The following is a 26,574-nucleotide window of genomic DNA, read 5'->3' on the forward strand; positions in this document are numbered from 1 at the left end:
GCCCGCACAAACTCAAAATGGGCGTCTCCGGCTGCGCCCGCGAATGCGCCGAAGCGCGTGGCAAGGACGTCGGCGTCATCGCGACTGCGGAAGGGTGGAACCTCTACGTCGGTGGCAACGGCGGCGCGAACCCCGCCCACGCCCAGCTCCTCGCCGGCGGCTTGGACGACGAGACCCTGGTGAAGTACATCGACCGCTACTTCATGTACTACATCCGCACCGCCGATCGCCTCCAGCGCACGGCTCACTGGCAGACGGAGCTCGACGGCGGCCTCGAGCACGTGCGCCAGGTGGTCGTCGAGGACTCCCTCGGCATCGCCGGCGAGCTCGAAGCCGCCATGGCCAAGCACGTCGGGTCCTACGAGGACGAGTGGGCCGCGACCCTGAAAGACCCGGAACGGCTCCGCCGCTTCCGCTCCTTCGTCAACGCCCCCGAACAGGAAGACGAGGCCATCGTCTTCGTCCCCGAGCGCGGCCAGATCCGCCCCGCCACCAACGAAGAAAAGAGCGCCGTCCTGATCTCTTCCGCGAGCATCCCCGTCCGCGGAAGGGACTAAGAACGCACCTCGACGGCGGGCTACGCGGACGGCGAGCTAGGGCGACGGCGAGTGGTCGCCGCGGGCTCCAACCACGCCGCCCCGTGGCTCGCCGTCGGGCTTTTCCAAAAGCGCGCTTAGGCGCTCGACCTGCTCGGCCAACCGGCGGATCTCCTGTTTCATGGGCTCCTCGGCGACTGTCGCGGCCGCCGCAGCTCCGGAGGAGACCTGTTCAACGAGCCACGAGGCAACCGAGGCGGTCACGACGCCCAGGACAGCGATTCCACAGACCATCAAACCTCCGGCAACGCAGCGGCCCACAACCGTCACCGGGTAGTGGTCCCCGTAGCCGACGGTGGTGATGGTGACCATCGCCCACCAGATGGCATCGCCGAAGTTGGTGATGTTGGCGCCCGCGGCGTTCTCCTCCGCGTCAAGCACGGCGAGCGCACCACAGTATGTCAAGAGGGCCGCGGACCCAAGGACAAAAGTGAGGATGCGGCCCCGCATGGCGTTCCCGGCGGTGCGATGAAGCAGCTTAAGCAGTGTCACGAGCCGCAGCAGCCTCAGGGGCCGCAGGACCGGGAGTGCCAGTATCAGCAATTCGTGCAGGTTCCTCACGAACCACTGGGCGCGACGACGCGCCAAGAGGAGGCACATCGCATAGTCCAGGGCAAACACCAGCCAGGTGACCCAGATGATGGTGTCAACAACCGTGGATTGGGCCTCGCTAAGATTGGCGATCACCTGGAACGAGTAGGCCACCAGGAACAGCACTGCTGCCGCCACCATCGGCCATTCGGAAACCTGCCGCCATCGCTCTTGGGTCATCCGTCGATACTAGCCACCTGCCCTATTGGCCGCGTTCATCTGCTGGCACTCGGCTGCCTCCCAGCAAACGTTCATCTCCCAGTAACCGGCACTGGCTAGGATCGAACCCATGATTAATATGATCCAGGCCATCGTTATGGGCCTGTTGCAGGGAATCACTGAGCTCTTCCCGATTTCCAGCCTCGGCCACAGCGTCATCTTGCCCAAACTATTCGGTTGGGGCCTGGACCAGAAGGCGCCGGAATTCCTGAACTTCCTCATAGCCACCCACCTGGCTACAGCAGTGGTGCTGTTCTTCTTCTTCCTCCGGGACTGGATTGAAATCGCCAAGGGTCTTGGGCGTTCCATCCGGGACAGGAAGATTGCTCCGTCAGACACGTATGCAAAGCTCGGCTGGCTCCTCGTGGTTGGAACCGTGCCTGCCGGAATCATCGGTTTGGTCCTTGAAAAGCCCATTCGGAACCTCTTCGGTTCCCCGCTGATCGCCGCCGCCTTCCTGGTGGTCAACGGACTTGTCCTCTTTGCGGCCGAACGTCTGCGGACCAGGGAAAACCGCCGCGCGGCGGCGCAGCCGGTGACTGCAACGGCTTCCGACGCCGAAATCGCAACCTTGTCGTGGAAGCGTGCCTTGGGAATCGGAACCGCCCAGGCGGCCGCCCTGATCCCGGGAATCTCCCGTTCCGGCTCGTCAATGGCCGGCGGCCTGCTGTCCGGGCTGAACAACGAGAACGCCGCACGGTTCAGCTTCCTGCTCGCGACGCCGATCATCGGCGCGGCCGCCGTGCTCAAGCTGCCTGACCTCTTCACCCCGGCCATGGCCGACGAGCGCGGCGTGTTCCTGGTGGGTGCGCTGTGCGCGGGTGTGGCCGCATGGTTCGCCACCAAGTTCCTGCTTCGTTTCTTTGAGACCCGGACCCTGACGCCCTTCGCCATCTACTCGGTGGTTGGCGGCGCGATCTACTTCATCTTGATGCTCGTCATGGGCTAGGTTCCGCTGAAGGCATTGACCCAAGGCATTGAAACTGTCAGAGGCCCCGCATAGGGTTTTGTCTGTCTCCACCACCCACTCATGAAACCGTGGTAACAACCGCGGTAACGACACAGGAGCAAACATGCCCACGCCTGACATCACCCCCGGCTCACCTTGCTGGATCGACCTGATGACCTCGGACCCGGAGAAGGCAAAGTCCTTCTACAACACGCTCTTCGGCTGGACCTACGAGACCGGGGACCAGGAAAAGTACGGTGGCTACATCACGGCCTCGAAGGACGGCAAGATGGTGGCCGGGATCATGCAGAAGCAGGAAGACATGGCCCAGATGCCCGATGTCTGGTCCACCTACCTGCGCACTGACGACATCAAGGCGACCACCGAAGCTGCCGTCGCCAACGGCGGCCAGGTCTATATGGAACCCATGGAAGTGCCTGACCAGGGAACCATGGCCATGTACGCCGATTCCTCCGGAGCAGCCATCGGTGCCTGGCAGTTCGGCGAGATGAAGGGCTATCAGCTGGCTGCCGAAACAGGCGCGCCCGCTTGGCATGAGCTCTTTGCAAAGGAGTACGACTCGGCCGTTTCCTTCTACCAGAACGTCTTCGGCTGGGAAACGACCGTCGTGGGCGATACCCCGGAGTTCCGTTACACCACGCTCGGGGCGGGCGACGACTCCAAGGCCGGCATCATGGATGCTTCCGGTTTCCTCCCGGCTGAGGTGCCATCCTACTGGGGCGTCTACTTCGCGGTGGACAAGGTCGATGCCACCATCGAGCAGGCCACCGGCTTGGGCGCCACGGTCGTTCAGGCAGCTGAGGACACTCCCTACGGCCGGATGGCCACCCTGACCGACCCAACGGGTGCGATCTTCAAACTCATCGAAAACCAGGCTTCATAAGCCCGCAACATCTCGGATGAGCATGCTCTCCCCCGGCTCCGGCGAATGGACATATCAGGCTTATGTCCACTCGTCGGATCGGGCGGGGAGCATGCTCATTTTTCTTAGGGGAGCATGCTCATTTTTGGAGAGGAAGGCCGAGCATGTCCCTGGCGATTTCGTCCGCATCGCGGAGGGTCCGTTGGCCGCTTCGGTAGGTGATGCCTTCGGAAGGCCGGGCTTCGGCGGCGATGGCCGTCCCCCATTGGGTCGAGGAGAGCTGCAAGCCAAGGGCGTACATCCCCCGGGTCACGGAACCGTTGGCGCCCACTAATCGGTAAGGGTGCGGCTGGACATCCAACCCGGAGGTCTGCACCGGCGTTCCCTCGGCAGTCATCATCACCTTGGGCCGCACCAATCCGTCGGCGAGCAACTGCCGCAGGAACGGAGAAACACTCACGCCCACCCGGTTCGCCGGGGACATCGCCTCAATCAGTGTCCTGGCTTCCGCGGCGTCGGCGTGCACCCAGGCAGACACCGCGCGGAAGACGCCTTTGGAATGATCAACGCTGAATCGCGGATCCGGGCCGACGAAACTCACGACGCCGTCACGCGCCAAAGCGGCCAATTGTTCGGCGCGCAGGGCGGGCGGACCGCTCGCGAGTCCCTCAACGAAGGACTCGAACCAGCCCCTCAGTTCGCCAACCCACGATTCGTCCGTGATGCCGCCGTCGGCCACGGCACTCTTCAGGATGGCCCTTCCCGTGTGCAACGCACCGATGGCCATCTTCACGGGATCTGCTTCCCCGAGCGCGGAGCGGCGGGCGTCGTCGTCCAGATAGTCCACGACGGCGGCATCGAGTTCCTTCCTGGAGGCAAAGGAATGCCCGGCCAAGGGCGCCGCGAGGCCCAGCAGGTCAAGGCGGCGCGACGCCGCTACGTGGGTGGAGACCAACTCCGCGACTTGGTTTTCCCATCGCCCGGTGGCATGCGCGTGTGGCCGCAACAAGTCTTCCAAGGCCGCAAGGAATTCAGTCGCATCAGACACTGCTACAGGTTCCGCCACGATCAATGTTGAATAGTAAGCCCACAGGGCGTCCCGATGCAGGAGGGGCCAAAGGTCGTGATCGAAGCCAGGTTGGATTCCGGCCGCGGCGAAGCGTTCCACCGCGCTCTCGGTCAGATACCGCAAGCGCACGGACTTGGGATAGTAACCGTCCAAGCCGGCCTTGGCCCGGTACGGGGTGCCACGCCTGGATGCCGCGACGATCTTCGGTTCCCGGCCCGAAGGCAAGTACTTGAGCTTCCCCTGGAGACCGTCTTCGGCCGGCACGAACTGTCCCCCGCGGCCTTCGGTCAGCTGGCCCATGACGTCGAAGAAATTGAGGCCCATGCCCCGGACCAGGACCGTCTCCCCGTCCGGGACCAGTGCCCAGTCCACGTCGGCAGGTGCGGCCGGCGGCACGTACAACAGCCCGAGCTCCGCCGCCACTTCCCTGAACGAACGCTGCTCCGGGTTGAGTCGGGATTCAAGGTGGCCCAGCGCGAGGACGAGGGAATCCACGGTGAGCCGAGACCCGTCGTCGAGTTCGACGTCGAACCCTCCGCCCGCCGGCCCGCCCGGCAGGGGACGCGCAGCCACGGCGTTGTTCGGGTGAAAGGCGATCTCAACGCCGGCCGGGACACGGTCCAGCAGCTCCTCCAGCGTCGAGCGCAGATACCGCCCGTACAGGGCACGGCTGGGAAAGTCGTGGGAAGCGAGCGCGACAAGTTCGGCCCGTTCCTCAGGGCTCAGGCCCGGTCCGCCGACGGACCGTTGCTCCGCCCGCCACTGCTCAAAGGAGCCGCCGGCCAAGGGTGGCGCGAGTCGCTCGTCCTCCGGGATCAGTGTGGGGTAGAAAGACTGCGTGTTCATGAGGTACAGCCGGGACTGACCGGGCTGCCAGACGTGCCCGGGGCCGGCGGGATAGGGGTCCACGACGTCGATGTGCAGGGATCGCGTTGGGGTTTCCGTCGCAGCCCAATTGGCGAGCAAACGCTCCAGCACACTGGTGCCGCGGGGGCCTGCCCCGATCAGCCCGACCCGAATGTTCTGCGATTTACCCACGCCCAAGCCTAACTTCTTGTGACTTGCTTCCTTCTCAGACAGTCCCCCTAGGATGGGGGATGACCACCACAGCAGCTGATCAAGCGCCCGCGCCCGACAACGAAACTGCCCAGGGAACCGCAATCGCCCCCGAGCCTGTCGACGAGAATATCTGGCTCGAAGACATTCACGGCGAGGAACAGCTGGCCTGGGTGCGGGAGCAAAATGCCCGCACCGAAGACTTGCTCGACGACGCCGACTACGCCGCCTTGGAAGCCGGAATCCTGGAGGTTCTGGACTCCACGGACAGGATCGCCATGGTCAACAAGCGTGGCGAGCACTACTACAACTTCTGGAAGGACCAGCAGAACCCCAAGGGCCTCTGGCGCCGCACAACTTGGGAAAGCTACCTCCGCGACGCGCCGGAATGGGACGTCCTGCTCGACATCGATGCCCTGGCGGCCTCTGAAGGCGAAGAGTGGGTTTTCCACGGCGCCAACTTCATGCGCCCGGCCGAAGGCGAACCGCACCGCCTCGCCATCATCGCCCTCTCCCCCGACGGCGGTGACGCCAACCGCCACCGTGAGTTCGACGTCGAGACCCGCACCTTCGTGGACCCTGCCGCAGGCGGTTTCGACCTCCCGACCGCGAAGGGCAACGTGAGCTGGCTCGACGCCGATACCCTGCTGGTTGCCACCACCGCCGACGGCCTGCCGAAGACCAGCTCGTCCTACTCGCGCACCGGCGTGAAGCTCCGTCGGGGCCAATCCCTGGTTGAAGCCGAACGGATTTTCGAGATCCCCGAAGACCACATGATGGCCCTCGTCGCCCACGACTCCACCCCGGGTTTCGAACGTACGTTCGCGGTCGACTGGATCGACTTCTTCAACCGGACCACTTCCGTGCTGCGTGACGACGCGTGGCTCGCCATTGATGTCCCCACGGACGTCAACCTCAGTTCCCACCGCGAATGGCTCATGTTCCGTCCACGGCGGGACTGGAACGTGGACGGAACCACCTACGCCGCCGGGTCTCTCCTGGCCGCCGACTTTGAGGGCTATCTGTCCGGGGCGCGCGACTTCACGGTGCTTTTCACCCCGGATGAGCACACGTCCCTCCAGTCGTGGAGTTGGACCCGGAACTACCTCCTCCTGAACCTGCTGCACGACGTCTCTTCCGAAATCAGGGTGCTCGACCCAGCCCACAAGGACTCCGCCGGCAGGTGGGCCTCGACTTTGTTGGATGCGTGCCCGCCACTGCACGATGTGAACGCCTACGCCGTCGACGACGAGGACGAAGCAGAAGGCGACGATGCCGGCAACGACTACTGGCTCGTGGCTACCGGCTTCACCACCCCCACCACGCTCATGCGCGGCACCTTGTCCCCCGGGATCGCCAGCTACACGCTCGAGGCAGGCCACGACGGCGGAGTGTCCAGCACCCACGCGGTGGTGAAGTCCTCGCCGTCGTTCTTCAACGAGACGGACTACGAGGTCCAGCAACACTTTGCCACCTCCGCGGACGGCACGCGCGTGCCCTATTTCCAGGTGGCGTCCAAAGATCTTGACCTCGACGGCGAGAACCCCACACAGCTCTCGGGCTACGGCGGGTTCGAGGTCTCAAGGACCCCGGCCTACAGCGGAGCCATCGGGCGCGCCTGGCTGGAGCGCCGGAGCGAAAGCATCACGACCGAAGACGGCTCCGCGGCACATTCACGTGGCGGCGTCTACGTCGTAGCCAACATCCGCGGCGGCGGCGAATACGGTCCCGCTTGGCACCGCGCGGCCTTGCAGGCGAATCGACACCGCGCGTTCGAGGACTTCGCCGCGGTGGCGCGGCACCTCATTTCGCGCGGCGTCACCAGCCCGCGGCGGCTCGGCTGCGTGGGCGGCTCCAACGGCGGACTGCTGGTGGGCAACATGCTGACCCAGTACCCGGAGCTGTTCGGAGCCATCTCCTGCGGCGTCCCGTTGCTGGACATGCGCCGCTACACCAAGCTTTCGGCCGGCTACTCCTGGATTGCCGAGTACGGCGACCCCGACGTCCCTGAACAGTGGGAGTACATCCGCACCTTCTCGCCGTACCACCTGCTGCGCGACGGCGTGGAGTACCCGGAGACGTTCATCTGGACGGCAACCTCCGATGACCGTGTAGGCCCGGTGCAGGCGCGGAAGATGGCAGCCCGGATGCAGGCAATGGGCATCCCGAACGTGTGGTTCCACGAGGCACTTGAAGGCGGTCACGCGGGAGCCTCGGACAACCGCCAGGCTGCCTCGCTCCAAGCCCGCAGCCAGCACTTCCTGTGGCGGGCGCTTGCGGGCAAGGAGGGCTCAGGGCACTAGCGCACCCACGACGGAGCGCGCCCGACGGCGGTCCGCGCCAGGTCCGACAGGCGGCGGTGCGGCGCCCCGCGCCCCCGTTTTGCACTGGGTGCCCAGTTCTGCGTATCCTTGGTTGGCTAGCAATAGCAACTGGAGACGTGCCAGAGCGGCCGAATGGGCTTCACTGCTAATGAAGTGTGGGGCACAACTCCACCGGGGGTTCAAATCCCCCCGTCTCCGCGTTTTGGCCCCGGTCCCTGACCGGGGCCTTTTTGCGTTCCCGGGCCTTTTTGCGTTCAAGGGCCTTTTTGCGTTCAAGGGCCTTTTTGCGTTCCCGGGCCTTTTTGCGTTCAAGGGCCTTTTTGCGTTCCAAGGTCTTTCGCGGCGGATCCTGGCAGGGAAGATTCATGTCTCCGACTCCTTGAATTCAGCTCGCGCCAATAACCTCGTCCGGGTAACGGAGACCAACGACGAGGAGAGATTCATGCGTTCAATGACCAGATTCGCGATCGCAACGGTTGGGGCCGTCCTGCTGTCAACCACGTTGCTCACGTCGCCTGCACTGGCGGCCAATGACGGCAGCAACTCAGGACAAAACGCCTCTACCGGCAACGGACACCAAGGCAACACTGAGGGCTTCAGCTTCGGCGTGATCGGCGACGTGCCTTACGGTGCCGCTGAGATCCAGGCCTTCCCGTCCTACATTCAGGACCTGAATGCGCACAAGGAACTGAGTTTCGTAGCACACGTGGGCGATATCAAGAATGGATCCTCACAGTGCACCGACCAGTACTTCGACGCCATCAAGAAGAACTTTGACAGCTTTACCACCCCGCTCGTCTACACCCCGGGCGACAACGAGTGGACTGACTGCCACCGAACGAACAACGGCGCCTACAACCCCCTGGAAAGACTGGCCAAGGTCCGGGAAGTCTTCTTCCCGAAGCCCGGATTCACACTTGGCGCACCGATGACGGTGAAGTCACAGGCAAAGGAAGGCTTCCCGGAGAACGTCAGCTTCCGCAAGCATGAGGTCGCCTTCACTGCCGTCAACATTCCGGGGAGCAATAATTCGATGCTGCCGTGGACGGGACTTGGCCAGACCCAGCCCACGGCCGCCCAACTTAACGAGGTACAGCAGAGGACCGATGCTGACATCCAGGAGTTGAGGGATACCTTCCGCAAGGCGCGGAATAACGGTGACCGGGCCGTCGTCGTGATGACGCAGGCGGACATGTTCGACCCGACAGTCGCGGCCCCTTCCCAAACGGATTTTGGTGCTTTCAAGCCCCTGGTGCAGACCTTGATTGAGGAATCGAACGCGTTCGGCGGCCCGGTCTATCTCATCAACGGTGACAGCCACGTGTACAACCAGGACCACCCCCTCGCGGCAGGTTCGACGTGGCTGTCTTTCTACGGCCAGGCCACTGCGGCGAAGAACCTGACGCGAATCACCGTGGATGGATCCAACAATGCGAAGGACTGGCTCAAGGTCACGGTCAACCCGGAGGATGCAACCAACGTCATGTCGTTCGACCGGATCCCATTCACGCACCCGGCCTCGTAGCTAAAGCAATCCAAGCAGGACGCCGGGCAGCCAAAAGTCGCCGGAATCTCCGTGGTGGAGGTTCCGGCGGCTGGCCTCCCCAAGCACCCCTAGCCCCGCCGTTTCTCGGGTTTGCCCACAACACTGCGACTGACTTCAGCTCCGGCGTGCCGGTGCAGCGTGAGGCTGTCCGCTGTGCTCAAGAGCATCACGGCAGCCATGGCGAGGAAGGCACCACGGTACGCCGAGGACGGGCCGTCGCCGAAGAGCGACACATGGTCGAAGAGACGCAGGAAGAGCGCACCCACGGCAATACCGCCACCCGCGGCCAGTTGCACCAACGTAGCTGACACGGCGTTGGCCGAGGGAAGCTCCCCGGGGACGATATCCGCATACTGCACGGAGGCGTACGCTGAGAATCCGATCGAGCGGAAGGCCCCGCTGGCCAGTAGCAAGACAAAGATCAACGGCTCCGGGGTTCCTGCGTTGAGCGCTGCACAAGCGGCAAAGGTGACGGCCGAGGCGAAAGAGGCGAAGACCAACACGGGTTTGAAGCCGAACCGCCGAATGATGGGCGTCGTGGCGGGCTTGATCCCGATATTGCCGATGAACACCGCGGCCACCATGGCACCGGATTTGAGTGGATCCCAGCCAAAGCCGTCCTGGAACAACAGCGGCAGCAGAAAAGGCACCGAGCTGATGGTCAGGCGATAGACGAACCCTCCGGTGGAGGTGGCCCGGAACGTTCGCGTGGCGAAAACCCGGAGATCGAAGAGCGGAGCCTTGGCTTTGAGCATCCACCAGGCCGCTCCGGCCAAAGCAAGTGCTCCGGCCAACAGCACGGCGGCCGGGACCGCGCCCGCGCCATGACCACCAACCCCTTCAAGGCCCACCACAAGCGATCCGACGCCGAAGGTGGTAAGCGTGAGCCCCACCCAGTCGAGCCGCCGGGCGGCATCGCCTCCCGTTCGCGGAACCAGCCTCAGGGCTGCGATGAACGCAGCAAGCCCCAGCGGTACGTTGATCAGGAAGATCCAGTGCCAGGAAAGATAGGTTGTGAAAGCTCCGCCGACAAGCGGCGCCAAAACGGGGGCCAGCAACCCGGGCCACACAAGGAATGCCGTGGCGCGGAGGAGCTCCGACTTGGGCGTGCCCCGCAGCACCACGAGAGTCCCGACCGGCACCATCATGGCTCCGCCGGCCCCCTGTGCCACACGGCTCAAGGTCAACAGGGTGAGGTCCTGGCTGGCCGCGCACAACAGCGAGGCCACGGTGAACACGGCGATCGCCAGGCAGAAGATCCGACGCGCACCAAAGCGTTCAGCGAGCCAGCTGCTGAGCGGAATTCCCATGGCCACAGTCACCAGGTAGGCAGTCATCGTGATGTTGACATCGGCCGAGACCACTTTGAAGTCGGCGGCGATGCTCGGCATGGCAGTAGTAAGGACTGTTCCGTCAAGGAACTCCATGAAGAAGGTGGCTGCGACCAGCAACGCGAGCCGTGGCTGCCACTTGGATTCGGACTGGACGTCCGGGACTGCGCCGGTCACGCTGCTTGGCCGAGGACGAGAGGCAACACCGATCCTGCCCCGGCTTGCCTGAGGGCGCGGCCGGCAACGGTCATTGTCCAGCGACTGTCCGCCAGGTCATCGACCAGGAGGATGCCTTGACCGCCTAGCGACGCAAGGCTCTGTCCAAGTTCGGAACCCACCACGAGGCGCTCCCAGACACCGGCCAGCCGATAGGCGCTGTTGCCACCGCGCCCGCCTGTGGGTCCCCCATGCTGAAGTTGAAGGGAACCCAAATACGGCATCTGGCCGATGCCGGCTATGCCGCGGGCCAAGGATTCGACCAGCGCCGGCTTGTTCCTGGAGGGGATGCTCACGACGGCTGCCGGACGCCCTTGGCCGCTCCACCCGGTGGATCGGCCGTCTCCGGCAGACCATTCCCGCAACACCTGCACGCAGGCCTGCAGCATGGCAGGTTCAACCTCGCGGTCAGCCGCCCCGGCAGCGAAGAGCTCACGGAGGGCACCACCCCAGCCGAGGTCGGTCAGGCGGGCCAGGACGCGTCCTTCGGCCAGCAACTCCTCGGCCTTGATCTTGCCTTTCACCGTCACGCCCAGCCGGTCCATGCCACTGGGCCATTGAAGCCGTGGTTCGAGCGCAAGACCCGCGCGCCGAAGGGTCTGCCCGGCGGCGTCGGCGGCCGCTGCTGCCACGTCCGCTGGGAACCACTTGCCGGCGCAATTGTCGCAACGGCCGCATGCACGTGCGGATTCGTCGTCCAGGACCGCGGTGATATATTCCATGCGGCATCCAGCGGTGTCCTGGTAAATCACCATGGAATCCTGCTCGTCCACACGGGCCTCGGCGATGCGGGCGTAGCGTTCGGCGTCGTAGATCCACGGCCGCCCCGTGGACCTCCACCCACCGCTGACGCGCTCCACCGCTCCATCCACGGCCAGGACCTTCAGCAGGAGTTCCAAAGGCGTTCGGCGCAGGTCCACCCGCGCTTCGAGGGCCACCGTGGACAAGGCAGAGCCGGATTCGGCCAAGACGTTGAGTACGGCTGCGGCCTTTTCCTCCGAGGGCATTGAAGCAGTCGCAAAGTACTGCCAGATCTCGCGGTCCTCGGATCCAGGCAGGAGGAGCACATCGGCATTTGCGGCGCCGCGGCCGGCACGGCCAACTTGCTGGTAGTAAGCCACCGGCGATGACGGGGCACCAAGGTGGATAACGAACCCGAGATCCGGCTTATCGAAGCCCATGCCGAGCGCCGAAGTGGCCACCAGCGCCTTCACTTGGTTGTCCTTGAGGAGTTGCTCGGCCCGTTCACGATCCGCGGGGTCCGTCCTCCCGGTGTAGGACAAGACGTTGTGGCCTGCCTCGGAGAGCAGCCGGGCCGTGTCTTCAGCGGCCGAAACGGTCAGGGTGTAGATGATTCCGCTGCCTGGCATGTCTGCCAGATGGGTCAGCAACCAGCCAAGGCGATCCCGCGAGTCGGCGAGCTTCAAGACACCCAGCCGCAAGGACTCCCGGCCAAGCTCCCCACGGATGGTCAGCACTCCGGCGCCGAGCTGTTCTTCGATGTCATGGACCACCCGGGAGTTGGCCGTCGCCGTGGTGGCCAGCACGGGAACACTGCCGGGCAGTTGCTCGATGAGATCGGCGATGCGCCGATAGTCGGGACGGAAATCGTGCCCCCAGTCCGAAATGCAGTGCGCCTCGTCAATCACCAGGAGACCCGTGCGGCGGATGAGCTCGGGAAGCTGGTTTTCCCGGAACGAAGGATTGGTGAGCCGTTCCGGCGAAACCAGGAGAACGTCCACCTCGTCCGCGGCGAGTTGCCCGCGGACGTTGTCCCACTCAAGCTGGTTGGCGGAGTTGATCGCTACGGCCCGTACCCCGGCACGTGCGGCTGCTGCCACTTGGTCCCGCATGAGTGCGAGCAGCGGCGAAACGATGAGGGTGAGCCCTGCGCCGCGGCGCCTCAACAACAACGACGAGACGAAGTACACAGCCGACTTGCCCCAGCCCGTCCGCTGCACCACCAAAGCGCGCCGTCCAGCGTCGACGAGGGCCTCTATCGCCTCATACTGGCCGTCGTGGAATCGGGCGTCCGCATTTCCCACAAGCTCCTTCAAGACTTCAAGGGCCTGCATCCGGGTGGTGGACTGTTCTGCTGCGAGTAGGGCAGCATCCGGGTTGTTGGGCATGGCTTCAGTATTCCAGCACCCGCAGACAGCCAGAACCCGGGAGGTCATCTATGTTGACAAGCGTTTTCCACATAGATGACCTCCCGGCGCAGTGACCACCTCGCTCCACAGTAAGATTGAGCGCGTGACTAGCGAGCAGAACAAGACATTTGACCTCTCGGCTTCCTTCAAGGCCTATGACGTCCGGGGAATCGTCGGCGAATCCATCACATCCCACATCGTGGAATCCGTCGGCGCGGCCTTCGTCGACACCCTCGGCCTCGCCGGGGAGACTGTGCTGGTTGGCGGCGACATGCGCCCGTCATCTCCCGAATTCATCAAGGCATTCGCCGACGGCGCCGCGCGCCGCGGCGCCGATGTCCAGCTCCTGGACCTCATCTCCACCGACGAGCTCTACTACGCTTGCGGTGCCCTCAATGCGGCCGGTGCCACGTTCACCGCAAGCCACAACCCCGCCGAGTACAACGGCATCAAGATGTCCAAGGCCGGCGCCCAGCCGATCTCCTCCGAAACAGGCCTCAAGGAAATCCAGGCGCTGGCGGAGAACTACCTCAACAGCGGCAGCATCCCTGCTGCAGATGTCCAAGGCAAGATCAGCACACGCGATGTCCTGAAGGACTACTCCGAGTACTTGCGCAGCCTGGTCGACCTCAAGGGCTCCCGTCCGCTGAAGATCGTCGTCGACGCAGGAAACGGCATGGCCGGGCTGACCACTCCCGCAGTGCTTGGTGACCAGTTGCTTCCTGCCCTGCCGTTCGAGATCGTCCCCCTGTACTTTGAGCTGGACGGCTCTTTCCCGAACCACCCCGCCAATCCGCTTGAGCCCGAAAACCTTCGCGATCTGCAAGCCGCAGTCATCGAGCACGGTGCGGATATCGGCCTGGCGTTCGACGGCGACGCCGACCGTTGCTTCGTGATTGACGAGAAGGGCGAACCCGTGTCGCCGTCTGCCATCACCGGAATGGTTGCGCGCCGGGAAATCGCCCGCGCACAGGCCGCAGGTGAAAAGACCCCCGTGATCATCCACAACCTGCTGACCTCGCGGGCAGTCCCGGAGCTGGTCGCGACGGATGGTGGCAGGGCTGTGCGCACACGTGTGGGGCACTCGTTCATCAAGGCTGTCATGGCCGAAGAAGGAGCCGTCTTCGGCGGCGAACACTCGGCGCACTTCTACTTCCGCGATTTTTGGAACGCGGACACCGGCATGCTCGCGGCCATGCACGTCTTGGCGGCATTGGGCGAGCAGGATGGCCCGCTGTCCGACCTTGGCCGCCAGTACGAGCCTTATGTCTCTTCCGGTGAAATCAATTCCGAAATCGAAGACAAGGCAGGAGCCGTTGAGAGGGTCCGCGCCGAATTTGATCGCGAAGACGTCGACGTGGACACCATGGATGGCAGCACCTTCACCGCGAAGGACGGCAGCTGGTGGTTCAATCTGCGTCCGTCCAACACAGAGCCGTTCCTGCGGCTGAACGCCGAGGCGAAGGATCTTGCCACGATGGAAAAGGTGCGGGACCGCGTCCTCGCACTGGTCCGGTCCTAGCCGGCAGCCCCGAAGGCGAGCATCAGCATGAATCCCCAGATCAACGGCCTCGAAAGCACGGAGGAACACGAACTCCGCGAAGTGCGTGAAACACTTGGGGCCGCCTTGGCAACAGCGCAGGAACACCTGGAACAAAACGGTGGCTTCCTGCCCTTCGCAGTCACGCTCGCCGAGGACCACGAACTTCGGATCCTCTTCGTAACGCCTGAAGAGCCAGACGACGAGGGAAACGTCGACACAGAGTCGATGCTGGCAGACATCCTCGAATTGCTGCGCCAAGGCCGTGACCAATACCGTGCGGTGGCGATTGCGAGCGATGTAATCCTTCCGGAACACGGCTCGGACGGGATCCACGCCGCGGCCGAGCATCGCAGCGGTGGTCTCCTCGCAGCCGTTGTCCCTTACGTCCAGACCGCCGAAGGCTTCACCTTTGACAACGCCGAAGCCGACACCAATGAACCCCTCGTATGGGTGGACTAGACCTTACTCCGTAAGCTTGAGGGCATGAAGATCAATGCCTTCGCTGATGTGAGCCTGCGTGCGCTCCTGGTTCTCTCGTCCGCGCCCGCAGGAGAACTACTGACGACCCAGAACATCGCAGACGCCGTGGGGACTCCTTACCACCACGTCAGCAAGGCCATTGTTCGGCTCCGGGAGCTGGGCCTCATCGACGTCGAGCGCGGCCGCAAGGGCGGATCCCGGCTCAGCGCCGCCGGGCAGCGAGCCACCGTTGGCCAGATCCTGCGGGAACTGAATACCAGGCTCGACCCCGCCGAGTGCCAATCCCCCCATGGTGACTGCCCCCTGATCACGGAATGCGGCTTGCGTCATGCCTTGGCGCGCGCGAGGGAAGCCTTCTACCGGGAGCTGGACGACGTCGTCGTCTCCTCCCTGCCGCGCCCGCGGCAAATGGCGCCGGCATTCCAGGCGATCGGGTTACGCCCCGGGCTGTAAGCACGGCTTGCAGCGGGGATCTGTCACTTCCGGGCTGTCGATTAGCCAAATACTTCTACGACGTGTAGAAATTAGATATAGATACTTGCATTTTAGATACAAGTATTGATCCCGGTCCGTATGCACCCCGCGGGCCATTACGACAGGAGTTCCTATGCTCTCGGACAAGTCCTTCCCCGTCATCGAAGCCACGTTGCCGCTCGTCGGCGCCCGGATCGGCGATATCACCCCCAAGTTCTACTCCCGACTCTTCGCTGCGCACCCGGAACTGCTCGATGGGCTGTTCAGCCGTTCGAACCAGCGCTCCGGCAACCAACAGCAGGCCCTCGCTGGAAGCATCGCCGCCTTTGCAAGCCATCTGGTGAGCAACCCCGGAACCCTGCCGGAAACAGTTCTGTCCCGCATTGCACACCGCCACGCTTCCCTCGGAATCACCGAACCGCAGTACCAAGTGGTCTACGAGCACCTCTTCGCCGCCATCGCAGAGGACCTGGCCGAGGTCATCACCCCTGAAATCGCCGAAGCCTGGACAGAGGTCTATTGGCTCATGGCGGACGCGCTGATCAAGCTCGAAAAGGGACTCTACGCAGCGCAGGCCAACGGAAAGATGTGGAGCCCCTGGAAGGTTGCGTCCAAGACTCCCGCAGGCACCGGGTCCATGACCTTCACCCTGGAGCCTGCCGACGACACCCCGATCACCGCAGCACTTCCGGGCCAATACATCAGTGTCAAGGTCACACTCCCGGACGGCTTGCGCCAGGTTCGTCAGTACTCACTTTCCGGCCACGCCGGCACCAGCCGCAGCTTCACGACCAAGATCGACGACGGCGGCGAAGTCTCGCCGGTGCTGCACAACACCGTTGAGGTGGGCGATGTCCTGGAGATCTCCAACCCCTACGGTGAGATCACGCTCAAGGAGGGCAGCGGTCCCGTGGTCCTCGCCTCGGCCGGCATCGGCTGCACGCCCACGGCTTCCATCCTGCGCTCGCTCGCCGATTCCGGCTCCGACCGCCAAGTGCTGGTCCTGCACGCGGAGAGCAATCTGGACAGCTGGGCGTTGCGCGGCCAGATGACGGACGACGTCGACCGCTTGGATGGTGCAGAACTCCAGCTCTGGCTGGAGGAACCACAGGCCGGGTCCAAAGCGGGCTTCATGTCACTGCGCGAAGTGGATCTTCCAGCCGACACCTCGCTGTACTTGTGCGGACCGCTGCCGTTCATGAAGCACATCCGCAACGAAGCCATCAACGCCGGAATCCCCGCCACGAGAATTCATTACGAAGTCTTCGGACCGGATATCTGGCTCGCCAACTAGCGAGCATTAGTTGTCGTTCAGAGACCCCAATACGACAACAACTGCGAGTCAGTCGGGTCAGTCCGCCGGCGCCCCCGGCGGGCTGACACCCAACAACGGCAGCATCACCTCGTCCACTACCCGCACCAAATAATCGTCATCGATCGGCACTCCAGAGAAGATGAACCGCTGCCGCAGCAAGGCGGGGCCAGCCTCGATCCTCGTCTCCGTGGCCACGCTGGGATCGCATTCGCCGCGCGCCGCGGCCTGATCAATGATGGCCCGCATGATCTTTGCTACGTTGCCCCGGGCGTACTCCTGGACCTCAGCCGCCACCGCCGGATTCTGGAGCGCCTCCCCCAATAGCCCCCGCATGGCTTGCCCCACTGTCCCTTCGAGTTGTTGGGCCACGAGCCGCAGGATCGCCAGGGCGTCTTCGCGCAGGCTGCCGGTGTCCGGCGCGGACGCCGGGCCGGGCATGGCATCGTAGGCTGCCTCGAGCACCAAGGCCGCGAGTCCGGGCCACCGCCTGTAGAGCGAAGCTTTACCCGCCCTGGCACGCTCAGCCACGCTGTCCATGGTCAACGCGGCGTAGCCGGATTCAGCAATCCCTGCCCGGACTGCCTCGAAGATTGCGCTGTTCAGGGCCGCCCCGCGGCGGCGCGGCAGCTTCCGATGGTCCCGCTGCTGCGGCATCTCAAGATCTCTCCGCCGATGCGGCCGGGAGAACCACCCCCAGGGTTCCGTCCACGAGTACTTGCTGGCCGTCGGCCAAGGTGCTGGTGCCCGAGCCGGTGCCCATAACGGCTGGAATTCCGTATTCCCTCGCGACGATCGCCGCATGCGAACCGAGCCCGCCGGCGTCCACCACAACCGCGGCGGCCCGTTGGAACAGCGGCGTCCAGGCGGGGTTGGTGTAAGGGCAGACGAGGACCTCTCCGCTGCGCAGCCGTCCGAACTCGGCCGGTCCGCGGATCACCCGGACCGGACCGGTCGCCTGGCCGCGGCTGGCTGCAGTACCGGAGACGAGGGCACCTTCCACCTGGCGGCCCTGGCGGCCTCGAGCAAAGAGCAAAGCCGGATCGAGCAGCGGTATGCCTTCGAGCCCGCGCCGCTTTGCCGCGCGAGCCAGCACCAGCGGCCGGAAACGGTCACGGAGTGAAGCCGGCAGCGCGCCGTCGTCGTCGTCTGTGATGGACTCCAGTTCCTCGAACCGCAGGTGATAGATCTCGTCGGGCTCATCGATCACGCCGGCCAGCACCAGCCGCCGGCCGAGCTCCCGGTAAGCCCTGCGGATCGGCGGGATGGCTTTGGTGGCGTAGAAGTGGCTGTCCTCGCGGAACGCCATTCCGGCTTGGGCAGACCCGACGGCGTCGAACACCCTTCGTCGCAACGGCTCGAAGCGGAGAGCCGGATGACGTTTCAATTCCGCAAGCGCATTCCCGGCGTGATCAACGGTTTGGGGCCGCTGTCCGGACAAGGCCTTCACGAGGCCAAGAACCACCTCGGGGGCGTCGGACCACGTGGGCGCACTACTCAGGACAATGCTCGTGGTTTCGCGGTGGCCGTACTCAAGCTGGAACGCCTCGAAAGCCTCGCGGAATGCACGATGTTCGGGTTCCTTTTCTACCAGGTCCAGGAGCTCCCGCGGTCCTGGACCAAGCAAGGCACGGGACAGCACAGGATCATCCGCCGCAATGGAAGCGAGCCGTTCAAGAGCCCGGTTGGCCTGGCTCGTCCGGGTTTCCGCCCCCGCGATCAACGCAGGCGCAAGCTTTGTCTTGCCAAGGAGCAAGAGCATGAAACGCATTTTCAGCACCGGCACCAGGATGCCGGGCAAGTAGGAGACCCGCAAGTCCGTCATGCCCTGCATCGCGGCGAAGCACTCCTGCGCACATGCAACGACCGCACGCCACCGCAGGGGGCCGAGGTCCTGGCCATTCAGTCGTTCAATGTTGTCGATGAAAACGGAGAAACGAGGATCCCGGGTCCAGGCGCCGGCTTTGAATCGCCTCGCCCGGCGCAGCAAGGACGCCGGCGCGGCAAGCGTTCGGATGGTCGGGCGCGGCACAGGCGGGATGAGCTGAACCACCACCCCGTCTTCCTCCGGCAGCAACTTCTCCACTGCAGGGAAGACCACGCCCACGCTCCCGGCCATGCCGTGAAGCATGGCAAGGATTCCCCGACTCATCCAGCCGGATACATCCAAGGGATAGGGCCGTTCCTGGAACATCTCGATGAAGAACGGTCCCACCCGACGTTGTACCGCGTTGAGGACGGGCGGTTGGGGCGGTAGCGCGGTCATCGGCCTCGACTGCAGCACGTACAGCGTTCCGCCGGCCACCGCCCATTCGATGTCCTGTGGTCGGCCGAACTGCTGTTGGGCCTTCTTTCCCAGCCTGGCCAATTCCGCCAATTCCTCCGCGGCGAGCCCGTGATTCGCGCTTTGCGTACCGGAGCTTTCTTGCGTGCCGCCGCCCTCAGCCGCGCTGATCACCACTTCGCGGCCACCGGGCGTGAAACTCAGCACTTTCCCCGAGGCGTCCAGGACATAATGCTCCGGAGTCACCCGCCCGGAGACCACGGCTTCCCCCAGCCCGGGGTTCGCGTCCACAACCATCTCGCCGCGCTCGCCCGTGACCGGGTTCGCAGTAAACAGGACGCCCGCAATGGCGGCCGGAACCATTTTTTGCACGACGACGGCGATCGCCACATCGTGCGCATCTATCCCCTGCCGTCGGCGGTAGGCCATGGCCCGGTCCGTCCACAACGATGCCCAGCAATTGGCGACTGCCCGGACAACGTCGTCCCCGCCCAGCACGTTGAGATAGGTATCCTGCTGACCGGCGAACGCGGCTCCCGGAAGATCCTCCGCCGTGGCACTGGACCGGACCGCGACCGCCCCGCCGCCCAGCCTCGCATAGGCATCGAGGATCTCCTGCCGCAGCCCCTCGGGCATGTCCGCCGCAGCAAAGAGGGCCCGCAGGGCGGCACTACCGGTGCCGTCGCCGCCGTCGGGGGCTTCATCGGGCACGGACAGAAAGCCGCCCAGCGCGGCACCCACGTTCGTTTCCGCCAGGTAGGACAGGTACGCGCCCGTGGTGATGACAAAGCCCGGCGGCACCGGAAACCCTTGACGCACCAACTCGCCCAGCGCGGCACCTTTTCCACCGGCAACGGCGACATCCCCCACACCGAAATCTGCCAAGGGCGCAGTAGCGGACTCTTTTGTGTGCTGCTGGGCATCGTCCACGGCCCGGACCCCCGGAAATAGAGAACTACTGGTTCTCTAAAAACTACTCTGGCGCCAATCGCGGCACAATGCTCCGCAACGGCTGCTCCAAGATGCGGGAACGACGACGGCGGTCCCGCACCTCAGTGCGGAACCGCCGTCGGACGTGCTGGTGGTCTAGGCCAGGCGGGCCTTCAGGCCGTCGAGCTCGGAGAGGAGCGCGGCTGGCAGGGACCCGCCGAACTTTGCATACCATTCCTCGATCGATGCCAGTTCGGTCTTCCACTCGGAGGCGTCGACGCGCACTGCGGCTTCCACCTCGGCTGGGGTCATGTCCAGGCCTTCGAGGTCGATGGACTCGCCGGTCGGCACGAAGCCGATGGGAGTCTCGACGGCGTCGGCCTTGCCTTCGAGCCGCTCGATGGCCCACTTGAGGACGCGGGCATTGTCGCCGAAGCCAGGCCAGGCGAAGCCACCCTCGGCAGTGCGGCGGAACCAGTTGACCAGGAAGATCTTGGGCAGCCGCTCCGGGTTGGCCTTGGCGGACAGGTTGACCCAGTGGTTGAGGTAGTCGCCTGCGTCGTAGCCGATGAACGGCAGCATTGCCATGGGGTCGCGGCGCACGACGCCAACGGCACCGGCCGCAGCAGCCGTGGTCTCGGAGGACAATGTGGAACCCATGAAGATTCCGTTGGACCAGTCGCGGGCCTCGGTGACCAGCGGGATGGTGGTCTTGCGGCGGCCGCCGAAGAGGATCGCGGAGAGCTCTACGCCGTCGGGGCTGAAGTACTCCTCGGCCAGCATGTCGATCTGGTCGATCGGGGTGCAGAAGCGGGAGTTCGGGTGTGCAGCAGGCTTGTCGGACTCGGGGGTCCAAGAGTTGCCCTGCCAATCGGTCAGGTGCGCCGGAGTTTCCTTCGTCATGCCCTCCCACCAGACGCCGCCGTCGTCGGTCAGGGCAACGTTGGTGAAGATGCTGTTGCCCTTCGCGATGGCACGCATGGCGTTGGGGTTGGTACCCCAACCGGTGCCGGGAGCGACGCCGAACAGGCCGGCCTCGGGGTTGACGGCACGCAGCTCGCCTTCCTTGCCGAAGCGCATCCAGGTGATGTCGTCGCCGAGGGTCTCGACCTTCCAGCCCTTGATGGTGGGGTCGAGCAGCGCGAGGTTGGTCTTGCCGCAAGCGGAGGGGAACGCCGCAGAGATGAAGTAGGTCTTCTGCTCAGGCGAAGTCAGCTTCAGGATGAGCATGTGCTCCGCCAGCCAGCCTTCGTCGCGGGCCATGACTGACGCGATGCGCAGGGCGTAGCACTTCTTGCCGAGGAGGGCGTTGCCGCCGTAACCCGAGCCGAAGGACCAAATGGAGCGCTCTTCCGGGAAGTGCACGATCCACTTGTCGGGGTTGCAGGGCCATGCGACGTCAGCCTGGCCGGCTTCCAACGGAGCGCCCAGGGAGTGCAACGCGGGGACGAAGAAAGCGTCGGTCTGCGTAATGCGCTCAAGGACGTCGGTGCCGATGCGCGCCATGATGCGCATCGAGGCAACAACGTAGGCGGAGTCGGTGATCTCGACGCCGAACTTCGGATCTTCGGCATCCAGGTGGCCCATGACGAACGGAATGACGTACATGGTGCGGCCGCGCATGGAGCCGGCGAACAGCCCGCGCAGCTTCTGCTTCATCTCAGCCGGAGCCATCCAGTTGTTGGTGAAGCCGGCGTCGTGCTCCTTCTCGGAGCAGATGAAGGTCTGCTCTTCCACACGAGCTACGTCCGCGGGATCGGAGAATGCAGCGAAAGAATTGGGGAAAAGGTCTTGGTTCAGCCTCTTCAGGGTGCCGGCCTCAACGAGTTCGTCGGTCAGCTTCTTGTTTTCAGCTTCGCTGCCGTCAACCCAGTGGATGCGGTCCGGCTGTGTCAGCTCGGCTACTTCCTCCACCCAGGCCAACAGGCGTGCATGCGTAGTAGGTGCCTTCTCAAGCAGCGGCAGTCGCGCCAGATCGCCCATCGTGGTTCCCTTCCTCGGGTTCAGTGGTGTGTCCTAAATGCTAGGGGGCGCGGAGTAGACCAATCTGGGTTCGGACATGGGATCTCTTGACCATTTCGGAGCAAAACCCCTAAAAATCAAGGATCCACGTCAGAGATACGCTGAATTTAGTGACTAAGGTCACATAGACCGGTCTAGTTAGGTAGATTACATCGCGTCGATTTGGCAGCAACAGGGATCTCGCGTAAAGTTTATTGAGGTTCGAGGGGGGAGCGAGTTTGAAACTCCCGAGAATCACCAAGATGCGCCCATAGCTCAGCTGGATAGAGCGTCTGTCTACGGAACAGAAGGCCGGGGGTTCGAATCCCTCTGGGCGCACAAATGAAGACCCGCACCGGTCCCGGTGCGGGTCTTTTTTCGTTAAATTTCGGTCCGGGTTTGGTTGACGAACAGCCCTCCCCTCGTTTGCTCCGGGTTCCACGCGCCTTCCTGCCCCTCTTTGGCGCGCCAATGCCCCGGAATGACGAGACTCGCCGTGTCGCAAACGCTTTCCCAAACCAAAGAAGGTCAGGAAGGCGCAGGCCTCTAGGAAACCGAAGGATTCCCCGCATCACCCCAGGCAGGCCTCACTCGATGCCGGAGGTGCGCGTACGATTCTGCTGGATCATTGGCGCTGCCACGGGCCGGCACCCCTGGAATCACGCGGCCGAGACCTTCGGCAAGGGGAATGATCCAGCAGAATCCGACGCCTACCCACGGCCTCCGCTTGGCGGCAAGGGGCGACGCGGGCACACAAGGCAAGGGCCGCTGTCGTACTCATGAAAGTACGACGGCGGCCCTTGCGCTTGGATGCCTGGCCTTAGACTGCGACTGCCTCGCTGATGCGGCGGCGGATTCCGTCGAAGTGACGGTTGAGCAGTTCGGCAGCCGCGGTCTTGTCCCCGGTTGCGACGGCGGTGTAGATGCTTCGGTGCATGGCCGCGGTGGCTACAAGGTCTTCGTTGGCAGAGCCGATCTCCACGTGGATCTTCCGATAGACCTTCCAGAAAACGCCCATGAGGTTGATGAGGAGCTCGTTGTTCAGCGGCTCGAACAGCCGGCGGTGGAACTCGGCGTCGGCGGCTACGAAGTTCTCGCCAGCGTGGGCGAGCTCCTCCATCTGCTTGACGGCCTCTTCGATCAGGGCGAGCTGCTCGGCGGTCATCACGTCCATGGATGAGCCGATGAGCCCCGATTCGAGGGCCTGGCGCACGTCCACGAGTTGGAGTGCCTCGAGCCCCTGGTGGCGCAGGGACAAGCGGCCCCGGAACGTCAGGCCGTCGGCGAGCGCCTCGAAGTTGCTCGGGGCGACGAACATGCCAAAGCCATGGCGGATCTCGATGACGCCCAGGGCCTGCAGCACTTTCAGGGATTCACGAAGGGTGTTGCGCCCTACCCCCAACGCCACGGAGAGTTCATTTTCCGTGGGCAAAGGATCGCCCGCCTCGAGCTCCCGTTCGAGGATCAATTCCATAATGTCCGACTGGAGGGCCCTGAGCCGGGCCTGTGCGCTGAACCGCGCCTGCGGAACGACACTGGAAGTGGTCATGGCTCTCCTTGCAAAAGTACCCATCCCTGGCCCGGATCCTTTCAGGACCGGGGACAAGGAATCAGTGCGGTGTTAATGTTGAGGTGAGCCTAGCGCCCACCGTGGATATAGTGCTTCGCAACATACAATATCGGATGTCCCATCTCCTTGATAGATGTTCGCCTTTATTTTTGACCGAGCCCCAGTTCGAACCTCGCAAGGTGAACCGCGACGCAACGCCCATCGGCAGCACCTCGCCGGCAGCACAACGGCCGCTCCTCGGGTCACTAGTGATCCAGATCTCGCTTGACGACTTCATGTGACCACCCTTACAGTTTCTTTACGAGCATCGGATGTCCTACATCCGATAACCAGAAAACTTGAATGGTGAGGCATCTTATGAGCAACACGATTAACAACCTGCCGCTGGTCAGCGACGCCAGCCGACGCAACTTCCTCAAGCTGACCGGGGCGATTGGAGCCGCGGCCGCGTTCACGGCCACCCTGTCCGCATGTGGCGGCCCTGCCTCCACCACCACGGGCGCAGCAAACAACACTGCGACCGTCAACAAGGATCTCACCATCGAAGCAGGCATCTCCTATGCCCTGTCCACGGGTTTCGACCCGATGACCTCCTCCGGCGCCACGCCGCAGGCCGCCAACCTGCACATCTTCGAAGGCCTCGTGGAGCTCCACCCCGCCACCCGCGAGCCCTACAACGCGCTTGCAGCGAGCGACCCCAAGAAGGTCAACGACACCACGTACCAAGTGACCATCCGCGACGGTGCCAAGTTCCACAACGGCGCCCCTGTCACCACCGACGATGTTGTCTACTCCTTCACCCGCGTGATGGACCCGGCCAACAAGTCCTTGTTCTCCCAGTTCATCCCATTCATCAAGGACGTCAGGGCCCTCGATGCCAAAACGGTCGAGTTCTCCCTGAAATACCCCTTCCCGGGCTTCGGACCGCGAATCTCCGTGGTGAAGGTAGTTCCGAAGGCGTTGGCCTCGGCCGATCAGAAGGGATTCGATGCCAAGCCGGTCGGCTCCGGCCCCTACAAGCTGATCTCGGCCGTCAAGGACGACAAGATCGTCTTCGAAGCATTCGCCGACTACAACGGCCCCAAGCCGGCACTCGCCAAAGGCATGACCTGGCTGTTGCTCTCGGACGCGGCAGCCCGTGTCACGGCAGTCCAGTCGGGCCGCGTCCAGGCGATCGAAGACGTCCCGTACTTGGACATGGACGGGCTCAAGTCCAAGACCCGGGTTGAATCCGTGCAGTCCTTCGGCATGCTGTTCCTGATGTTCAACTGCGCCAAGGCCCCGTTCGACAACAAGCTGGTCCGCCAGGCACTCCACTACGGACTGGACAAGGACGCCATCATCAAGAAGGCCTTGTTCGGCAATGCCAAGGCCGCGTCGTCGTACTTCCAGGAGGGCCACCCGGACTACGTCAAGGCCAAGAACGTCTACGGCTACGATCCCCAGAAGGCGGCGGACCTCCTTAAGCAGGCCGGCGTGAGCAACCTCGAATTCGAGCTGCTCACCACCGACACTGCGTGGGTCAAGGACGTTGCCCCGCTGATGCTGGAATCCTGGAACAAGATCCCGGGAGTCAAGGTCACCGCAAAGAACCTGCAGTCCGGCGCCTTGTACTCAGACAGGGTTGGCAAGGCCGACTTCTCGGTAGTGGCGGCCCCGGGCGACCCCTCCGTCTTCGGCAACGACGCAGACCTGCTCTTGAGCTGGTTCTACTCCGGCGCCACGTGGATGACCAAGCGCGCGTACTGGACCACTCCGGAAAGCGCCACCCTCCAGGGTCTGATGGACAAGGGCTCGCAGGCCGCGGCGGCCGATGCGAAGAAGATCACCGGCCAAATCGTGGACCTCGTTTCCGATGAAGTCCCGCTGTACCCGCTCTTCCATCGCCAGCTCCCCAGTGCATGGGACGAAAAGAAGCTCTCAGGCTTCAAACCGCTGCCCACCACGGGACTGTCCTTCATCGGCGTCGGCCGCACTTCGTAGCGCGCACCACCCAACCCCAACCAGCTCGCATTTGTTGTCGTTTAGACGGCTCAAAACGACACTTACTGCGAGCTAGTTGGGTCCCCGCACCAAAGCAACCGGAGAACAAATTGGTCATGATATTGCGTCTGCTTGGACGCAGGCTCGCGGCATTGCCCTTGATGATCCTGGGCATCACGCTGCTGGTCTTCCTCGTCCTTCAAGCAGCCCCGGGCGACCAGGCCAGCTCGGCCCTCGGCGAAGGCGCCAGCGAGGCCGCCAAACAGCAGTACCGCCAGGACAACGGCCTGAACGATCCCCTGTTTGTCCAATACTTCCGCTTCCTGGGCAGGCTCCTGCAGCTCGATCTCGGAGTGACCACCCCGCCGTCCAAATCGGTGGCAAGCATGATCGCCTCGGCCTTCCCGCTGACCCTCCAGCTCACATTCCTGGGCGTGATCATCGCCGTCGTACTGTCCTTGGTTTTCGGCATCATCGGCGCCCTTTACCGCGACAAGTGGCAGGACCAGCTGATCCGGATCTTCTCCATCGCGGCCATCGCCACCCCGTCCTTCTGGCTCGGCATCCTGCTCATCCAGTGGTTCGCGCTCGGTGACAACCCGCTGTTTCCCTCGGGCGGGATCGCGACGCCGGAGTCCGGCTTCGGCGGCTGGCTCAACTCGATGGCGCTGCCGGCCCTCGCTCTCGGAATTCCGGTCTCCGCTTCCCTTATCCGCGTGGTCCGCACGTCCATGGTGGAGGAACTGGACCGCGACTACGTCCGGACAGCCATCGGCAACGGGGTCCCCTACCCTGAGGTGGTTTCCCGGAACGTCCTGCGCAACGCGCTAGTGACTCCGGTGACCGTGCTGGGACTCAGGATCGGCTACCTCCTGGGCGGCGCCGTCGTGATTGAAATGATCTTCGCCCTTCCCGGCATGGGCCAGCTGATCCTCAACGGCATCACCAACCTGGACGTCAACCTGGTCCAGGGCGTGGTCCTTACCATCTCGGTCACGTTCGTTCTGGTGAACATCGTGGTGGACCTGCTGTACCTGCTCATCAACCCCCGAATCAGGACGGTATAG

General features: G+C 63.8%; 19 protein-coding genes, 2 tRNA genes and 1 pseudogene. 14 read left to right on the plus strand and 8 right to left on the minus strand.

The features are described 5' to 3' along the window. A pseudogene (locus QRN59_RS20760) lies at positions 1-557 on the plus strand (nitrite reductase (NAD(P)H)); the annotation flags it as partial. A 36-nt stretch (positions 558-593) separates the two neighbouring features. Here QRN59_RS20760 and QRN59_RS20765 read toward each other — a convergent pair. Beyond that, positions 594-1,367 carry a potassium channel family protein gene (locus QRN59_RS20765; protein WP_284984344.1) on the minus strand — a complete coding sequence of 258 codons (774 nt, stop codon included), beginning with the start codon at positions 1,365-1,367 and terminating at the stop codon, positions 594-596. Between the two features lie 109 nt (positions 1,368-1,476). Here QRN59_RS20765 and QRN59_RS20770 point away from each other — a divergent pair, with 109 nt between their 5' ends. Then, a complete protein-coding gene (locus QRN59_RS20770) occupies positions 1,477-2,355 on the plus strand; it encodes an undecaprenyl-diphosphate phosphatase (RefSeq protein WP_284984345.1) in 879 nt (292 codons plus the stop codon). Between the two features lie 124 nt (positions 2,356-2,479). Beyond that, a complete protein-coding gene (locus QRN59_RS20775) occupies positions 2,480-3,259 on the plus strand; it encodes a VOC family protein (RefSeq protein ID WP_284984346.1) in 780 nt (259 codons plus the stop codon). A 118-nt stretch (positions 3,260-3,377) separates the two neighbouring features. On the opposite strand, the gene QRN59_RS20780 is transcribed toward QRN59_RS20775, so the two are convergent. After that, complete coding sequence (locus QRN59_RS20780; RefSeq protein WP_284984347.1) at positions 3,378-5,345, minus strand: FAD/NAD(P)-binding protein; 1,968 nt, start codon at positions 5,343-5,345, stop codon at positions 3,378-3,380. A 59-nt stretch (positions 5,346-5,404) separates the two neighbouring features. Between QRN59_RS20780 and QRN59_RS20785 the strand changes: the two genes are divergently transcribed. From QRN59_RS20785 to QRN59_RS20795, 3 genes are all read left to right on the plus strand, one after another. Beyond that, on the plus strand, positions 5,405-7,666 hold the full coding sequence (locus QRN59_RS20785) for a prolyl oligopeptidase family serine peptidase (RefSeq protein WP_284984348.1): 2,262 nt from the start codon (positions 5,405-5,407) through the stop codon (positions 7,664-7,666). 131 nt (positions 7,667-7,797) lie between these two features. Further along, a tRNA-Ser gene (locus QRN59_RS20790) sits at positions 7,798-7,885 on the plus strand. Between the two features lie 244 nt (positions 7,886-8,129). Next, positions 8,130-9,212, plus strand: coding sequence for a metallophosphoesterase family protein (locus tag QRN59_RS20795; protein WP_284984349.1), 1,083 nt, complete (start codon positions 8,130-8,132; stop codon positions 9,210-9,212). 89 nt (positions 9,213-9,301) lie between these two features. On the opposite strand, the gene QRN59_RS20800 is transcribed toward QRN59_RS20795, so the two are convergent. Together QRN59_RS20800 and QRN59_RS20805 are read right to left on the minus strand one after the other, a co-directional pair. After that, entirely contained in the window at positions 9,302-10,741 is a 1,440-nt protein-coding gene (locus tag QRN59_RS20800) for an MFS transporter (protein ID WP_284984350.1), read from the minus strand. Then, positions 10,738-12,909 (minus strand): RecQ family ATP-dependent DNA helicase, encoded by a 2,172-nt coding sequence (locus QRN59_RS20805; RefSeq protein WP_284984351.1) that lies wholly within the window; start codon positions 12,907-12,909, stop codon positions 10,738-10,740. The genes QRN59_RS20800 and QRN59_RS20805 overlap by 4 nt, the downstream gene beginning before the upstream one ends. Positions 12,910-13,033: 124 nt before the next feature. On the opposite strand from QRN59_RS20805, the gene QRN59_RS20810 reads away from it, so the two are divergent. The 4 genes from QRN59_RS20810 to QRN59_RS20825 all read left to right on the plus strand — a co-directional run bounded on the left by QRN59_RS20810 (position 13,034) and on the right by QRN59_RS20825 (position 16,721). Next, positions 13,034-14,452 (plus strand): phosphomannomutase/phosphoglucomutase, encoded by a 1,419-nt coding sequence (locus QRN59_RS20810; protein ID WP_284984352.1) that lies wholly within the window; start codon positions 13,034-13,036, stop codon positions 14,450-14,452. A gap of 27 nt (positions 14,453-14,479) precedes the next feature. After that, positions 14,480-14,932 carry a hypothetical protein gene (locus QRN59_RS20815; RefSeq protein ID WP_284984353.1) on the plus strand — a complete coding sequence of 151 codons (453 nt, stop codon included), beginning with the start codon at positions 14,480-14,482 and terminating at the stop codon, positions 14,930-14,932. A gap of 24 nt (positions 14,933-14,956) precedes the next feature. After that, a complete protein-coding gene (locus QRN59_RS20820) occupies positions 14,957-15,406 on the plus strand; it encodes an RrF2 family transcriptional regulator (RefSeq protein WP_284984354.1) in 450 nt (149 codons plus the stop codon). 154 nt (positions 15,407-15,560) lie between these two features. Then, positions 15,561-16,721 carry a globin domain-containing protein gene (locus QRN59_RS20825; protein ID WP_284984355.1) on the plus strand — a complete coding sequence of 387 codons (1,161 nt, stop codon included), beginning with the start codon at positions 15,561-15,563 and terminating at the stop codon, positions 16,719-16,721. A gap of 57 nt (positions 16,722-16,778) precedes the next feature. Here QRN59_RS20825 and QRN59_RS20830 read toward each other — a convergent pair whose 3' ends face one another. The 3 genes from QRN59_RS20830 to QRN59_RS20840 all read right to left on the minus strand — a co-directional run bounded on the left by QRN59_RS20830 (position 16,779) and on the right by QRN59_RS20840 (position 21,936). Next, the gene (locus tag QRN59_RS20830; RefSeq protein WP_284984356.1) at positions 16,779-17,396 is read right to left on the minus strand and encodes a TetR/AcrR family transcriptional regulator; all 618 of its coding nucleotides are present in this window, start codon (positions 17,394-17,396) and stop codon (positions 16,779-16,781) included. A 1-nt stretch (position 17,397) separates the two neighbouring features. Then, complete coding sequence (locus QRN59_RS20835) at positions 17,398-19,908, minus strand: PEP/pyruvate-binding domain-containing protein (RefSeq protein ID WP_284984357.1); 2,511 nt, start codon at positions 19,906-19,908, stop codon at positions 17,398-17,400. Between the two features lie 201 nt (positions 19,909-20,109). After that, positions 20,110-21,936, minus strand: coding sequence for a phosphoenolpyruvate carboxykinase (GTP) (locus QRN59_RS20840; protein ID WP_284984358.1), 1,827 nt, complete (start codon positions 21,934-21,936; stop codon positions 20,110-20,112). Between the two features lie 283 nt (positions 21,937-22,219). On the opposite strand from QRN59_RS20840, the gene QRN59_RS20845 reads away from it, so the two are divergent. Continuing rightward, positions 22,220-22,293, plus strand: a tRNA-Arg gene (locus QRN59_RS20845). Positions 22,294-22,774: 481 nt separating this feature from the next. Here QRN59_RS20845 and QRN59_RS20850 read toward each other — a convergent pair. Continuing rightward, positions 22,775-23,503 carry a FadR/GntR family transcriptional regulator gene (locus tag QRN59_RS20850; RefSeq protein ID WP_284984359.1) on the minus strand — a complete coding sequence of 243 codons (729 nt, stop codon included), beginning with the start codon at positions 23,501-23,503 and terminating at the stop codon, positions 22,775-22,777. Between the two features lie 170 nt (positions 23,504-23,673). Between QRN59_RS20850 and QRN59_RS20855 the strand changes: the two genes are divergently transcribed. From QRN59_RS20855 to QRN59_RS20865, 3 genes are all read left to right on the plus strand, one after another. Beyond that, positions 23,674-23,805, plus strand: a complete 132-nt coding sequence (locus tag QRN59_RS20855; protein ID WP_284984360.1) for a hypothetical protein — start codon at positions 23,674-23,676, stop codon at positions 23,803-23,805. A gap of 61 nt (positions 23,806-23,866) precedes the next feature. Continuing rightward, entirely contained in the window at positions 23,867-25,507 is a 1,641-nt protein-coding gene (locus tag QRN59_RS20860) for an ABC transporter substrate-binding protein (RefSeq protein WP_284984361.1), read from the plus strand. Positions 25,508-25,617: 110 nt separating this feature from the next. Further along, positions 25,618-26,574: an ABC transporter permease gene (locus tag QRN59_RS20865; protein ID WP_502871097.1), complete on the plus strand. Its 957-nt coding sequence runs from the start codon at positions 25,618-25,620 to the stop codon at positions 26,572-26,574.

The sequence above is a fragment of the Arthrobacter sp. efr-133-TYG-118 genome, from assembly GCF_030209755.1.
GTDB lineage: Bacteria > Actinomycetota > Actinomycetes > Actinomycetales > Micrococcaceae > Arthrobacter.

Bases quoted from the DNA above. Each gene is read 5' to 3' on its own strand.
- QRN59_RS20770 (WP_284984345.1), top strand. From the start codon at position 1,477: ATGATTAATATGATCCAGGCCATCGTTATGGGCCTGTTGCAGGGAATC.
- QRN59_RS20860 (WP_284984361.1), top strand. From the start codon at position 23,867: ATGGTGAGGCATCTTATGAGCAACACGATTAACAACCTGCCGCTGGTC.
- QRN59_RS20805 (WP_284984351.1), bottom strand. From the start codon at position 12,909: ATGCCCAACAACCCGGATGCTGCCCTACTCGCAGCAGAACAGTCCACC.
- QRN59_RS20825 (WP_284984355.1), top strand. From the start codon at position 15,561: ATGCTCTCGGACAAGTCCTTCCCCGTCATCGAAGCCACGTTGCCGCTC.
- QRN59_RS20785 (WP_284984348.1), top strand. From the start codon at position 5,405: ATGACCACCACAGCAGCTGATCAAGCGCCCGCGCCCGACAACGAAACT.
- QRN59_RS20840 (WP_284984358.1), bottom strand. From the start codon at position 21,936: ATGGGCGATCTGGCGCGACTGCCGCTGCTTGAGAAGGCACCTACTACG.
- QRN59_RS20795 (WP_284984349.1), top strand. From the start codon at position 8,130: ATGCGTTCAATGACCAGATTCGCGATCGCAACGGTTGGGGCCGTCCTG.
- QRN59_RS20815 (WP_284984353.1), top strand. From the start codon at position 14,480: ATGAATCCCCAGATCAACGGCCTCGAAAGCACGGAGGAACACGAACTC.
- QRN59_RS20775 (WP_284984346.1), top strand. From the start codon at position 2,480: ATGCCCACGCCTGACATCACCCCCGGCTCACCTTGCTGGATCGACCTG.
- QRN59_RS20765 (WP_284984344.1), bottom strand. From the start codon at position 1,367: ATGACCCAAGAGCGATGGCGGCAGGTTTCCGAATGGCCGATGGTGGCG.
- QRN59_RS20830 (WP_284984356.1), bottom strand. From the start codon at position 17,396: ATGCCGCAGCAGCGGGACCATCGGAAGCTGCCGCGCCGCCGCGGGGCG.
- QRN59_RS20850 (WP_284984359.1), bottom strand. From the start codon at position 23,503: ATGACCACTTCCAGTGTCGTTCCGCAGGCGCGGTTCAGCGCACAGGCC.
- QRN59_RS20820 (WP_284984354.1), top strand. From the start codon at position 14,957: ATGAAGATCAATGCCTTCGCTGATGTGAGCCTGCGTGCGCTCCTGGTT.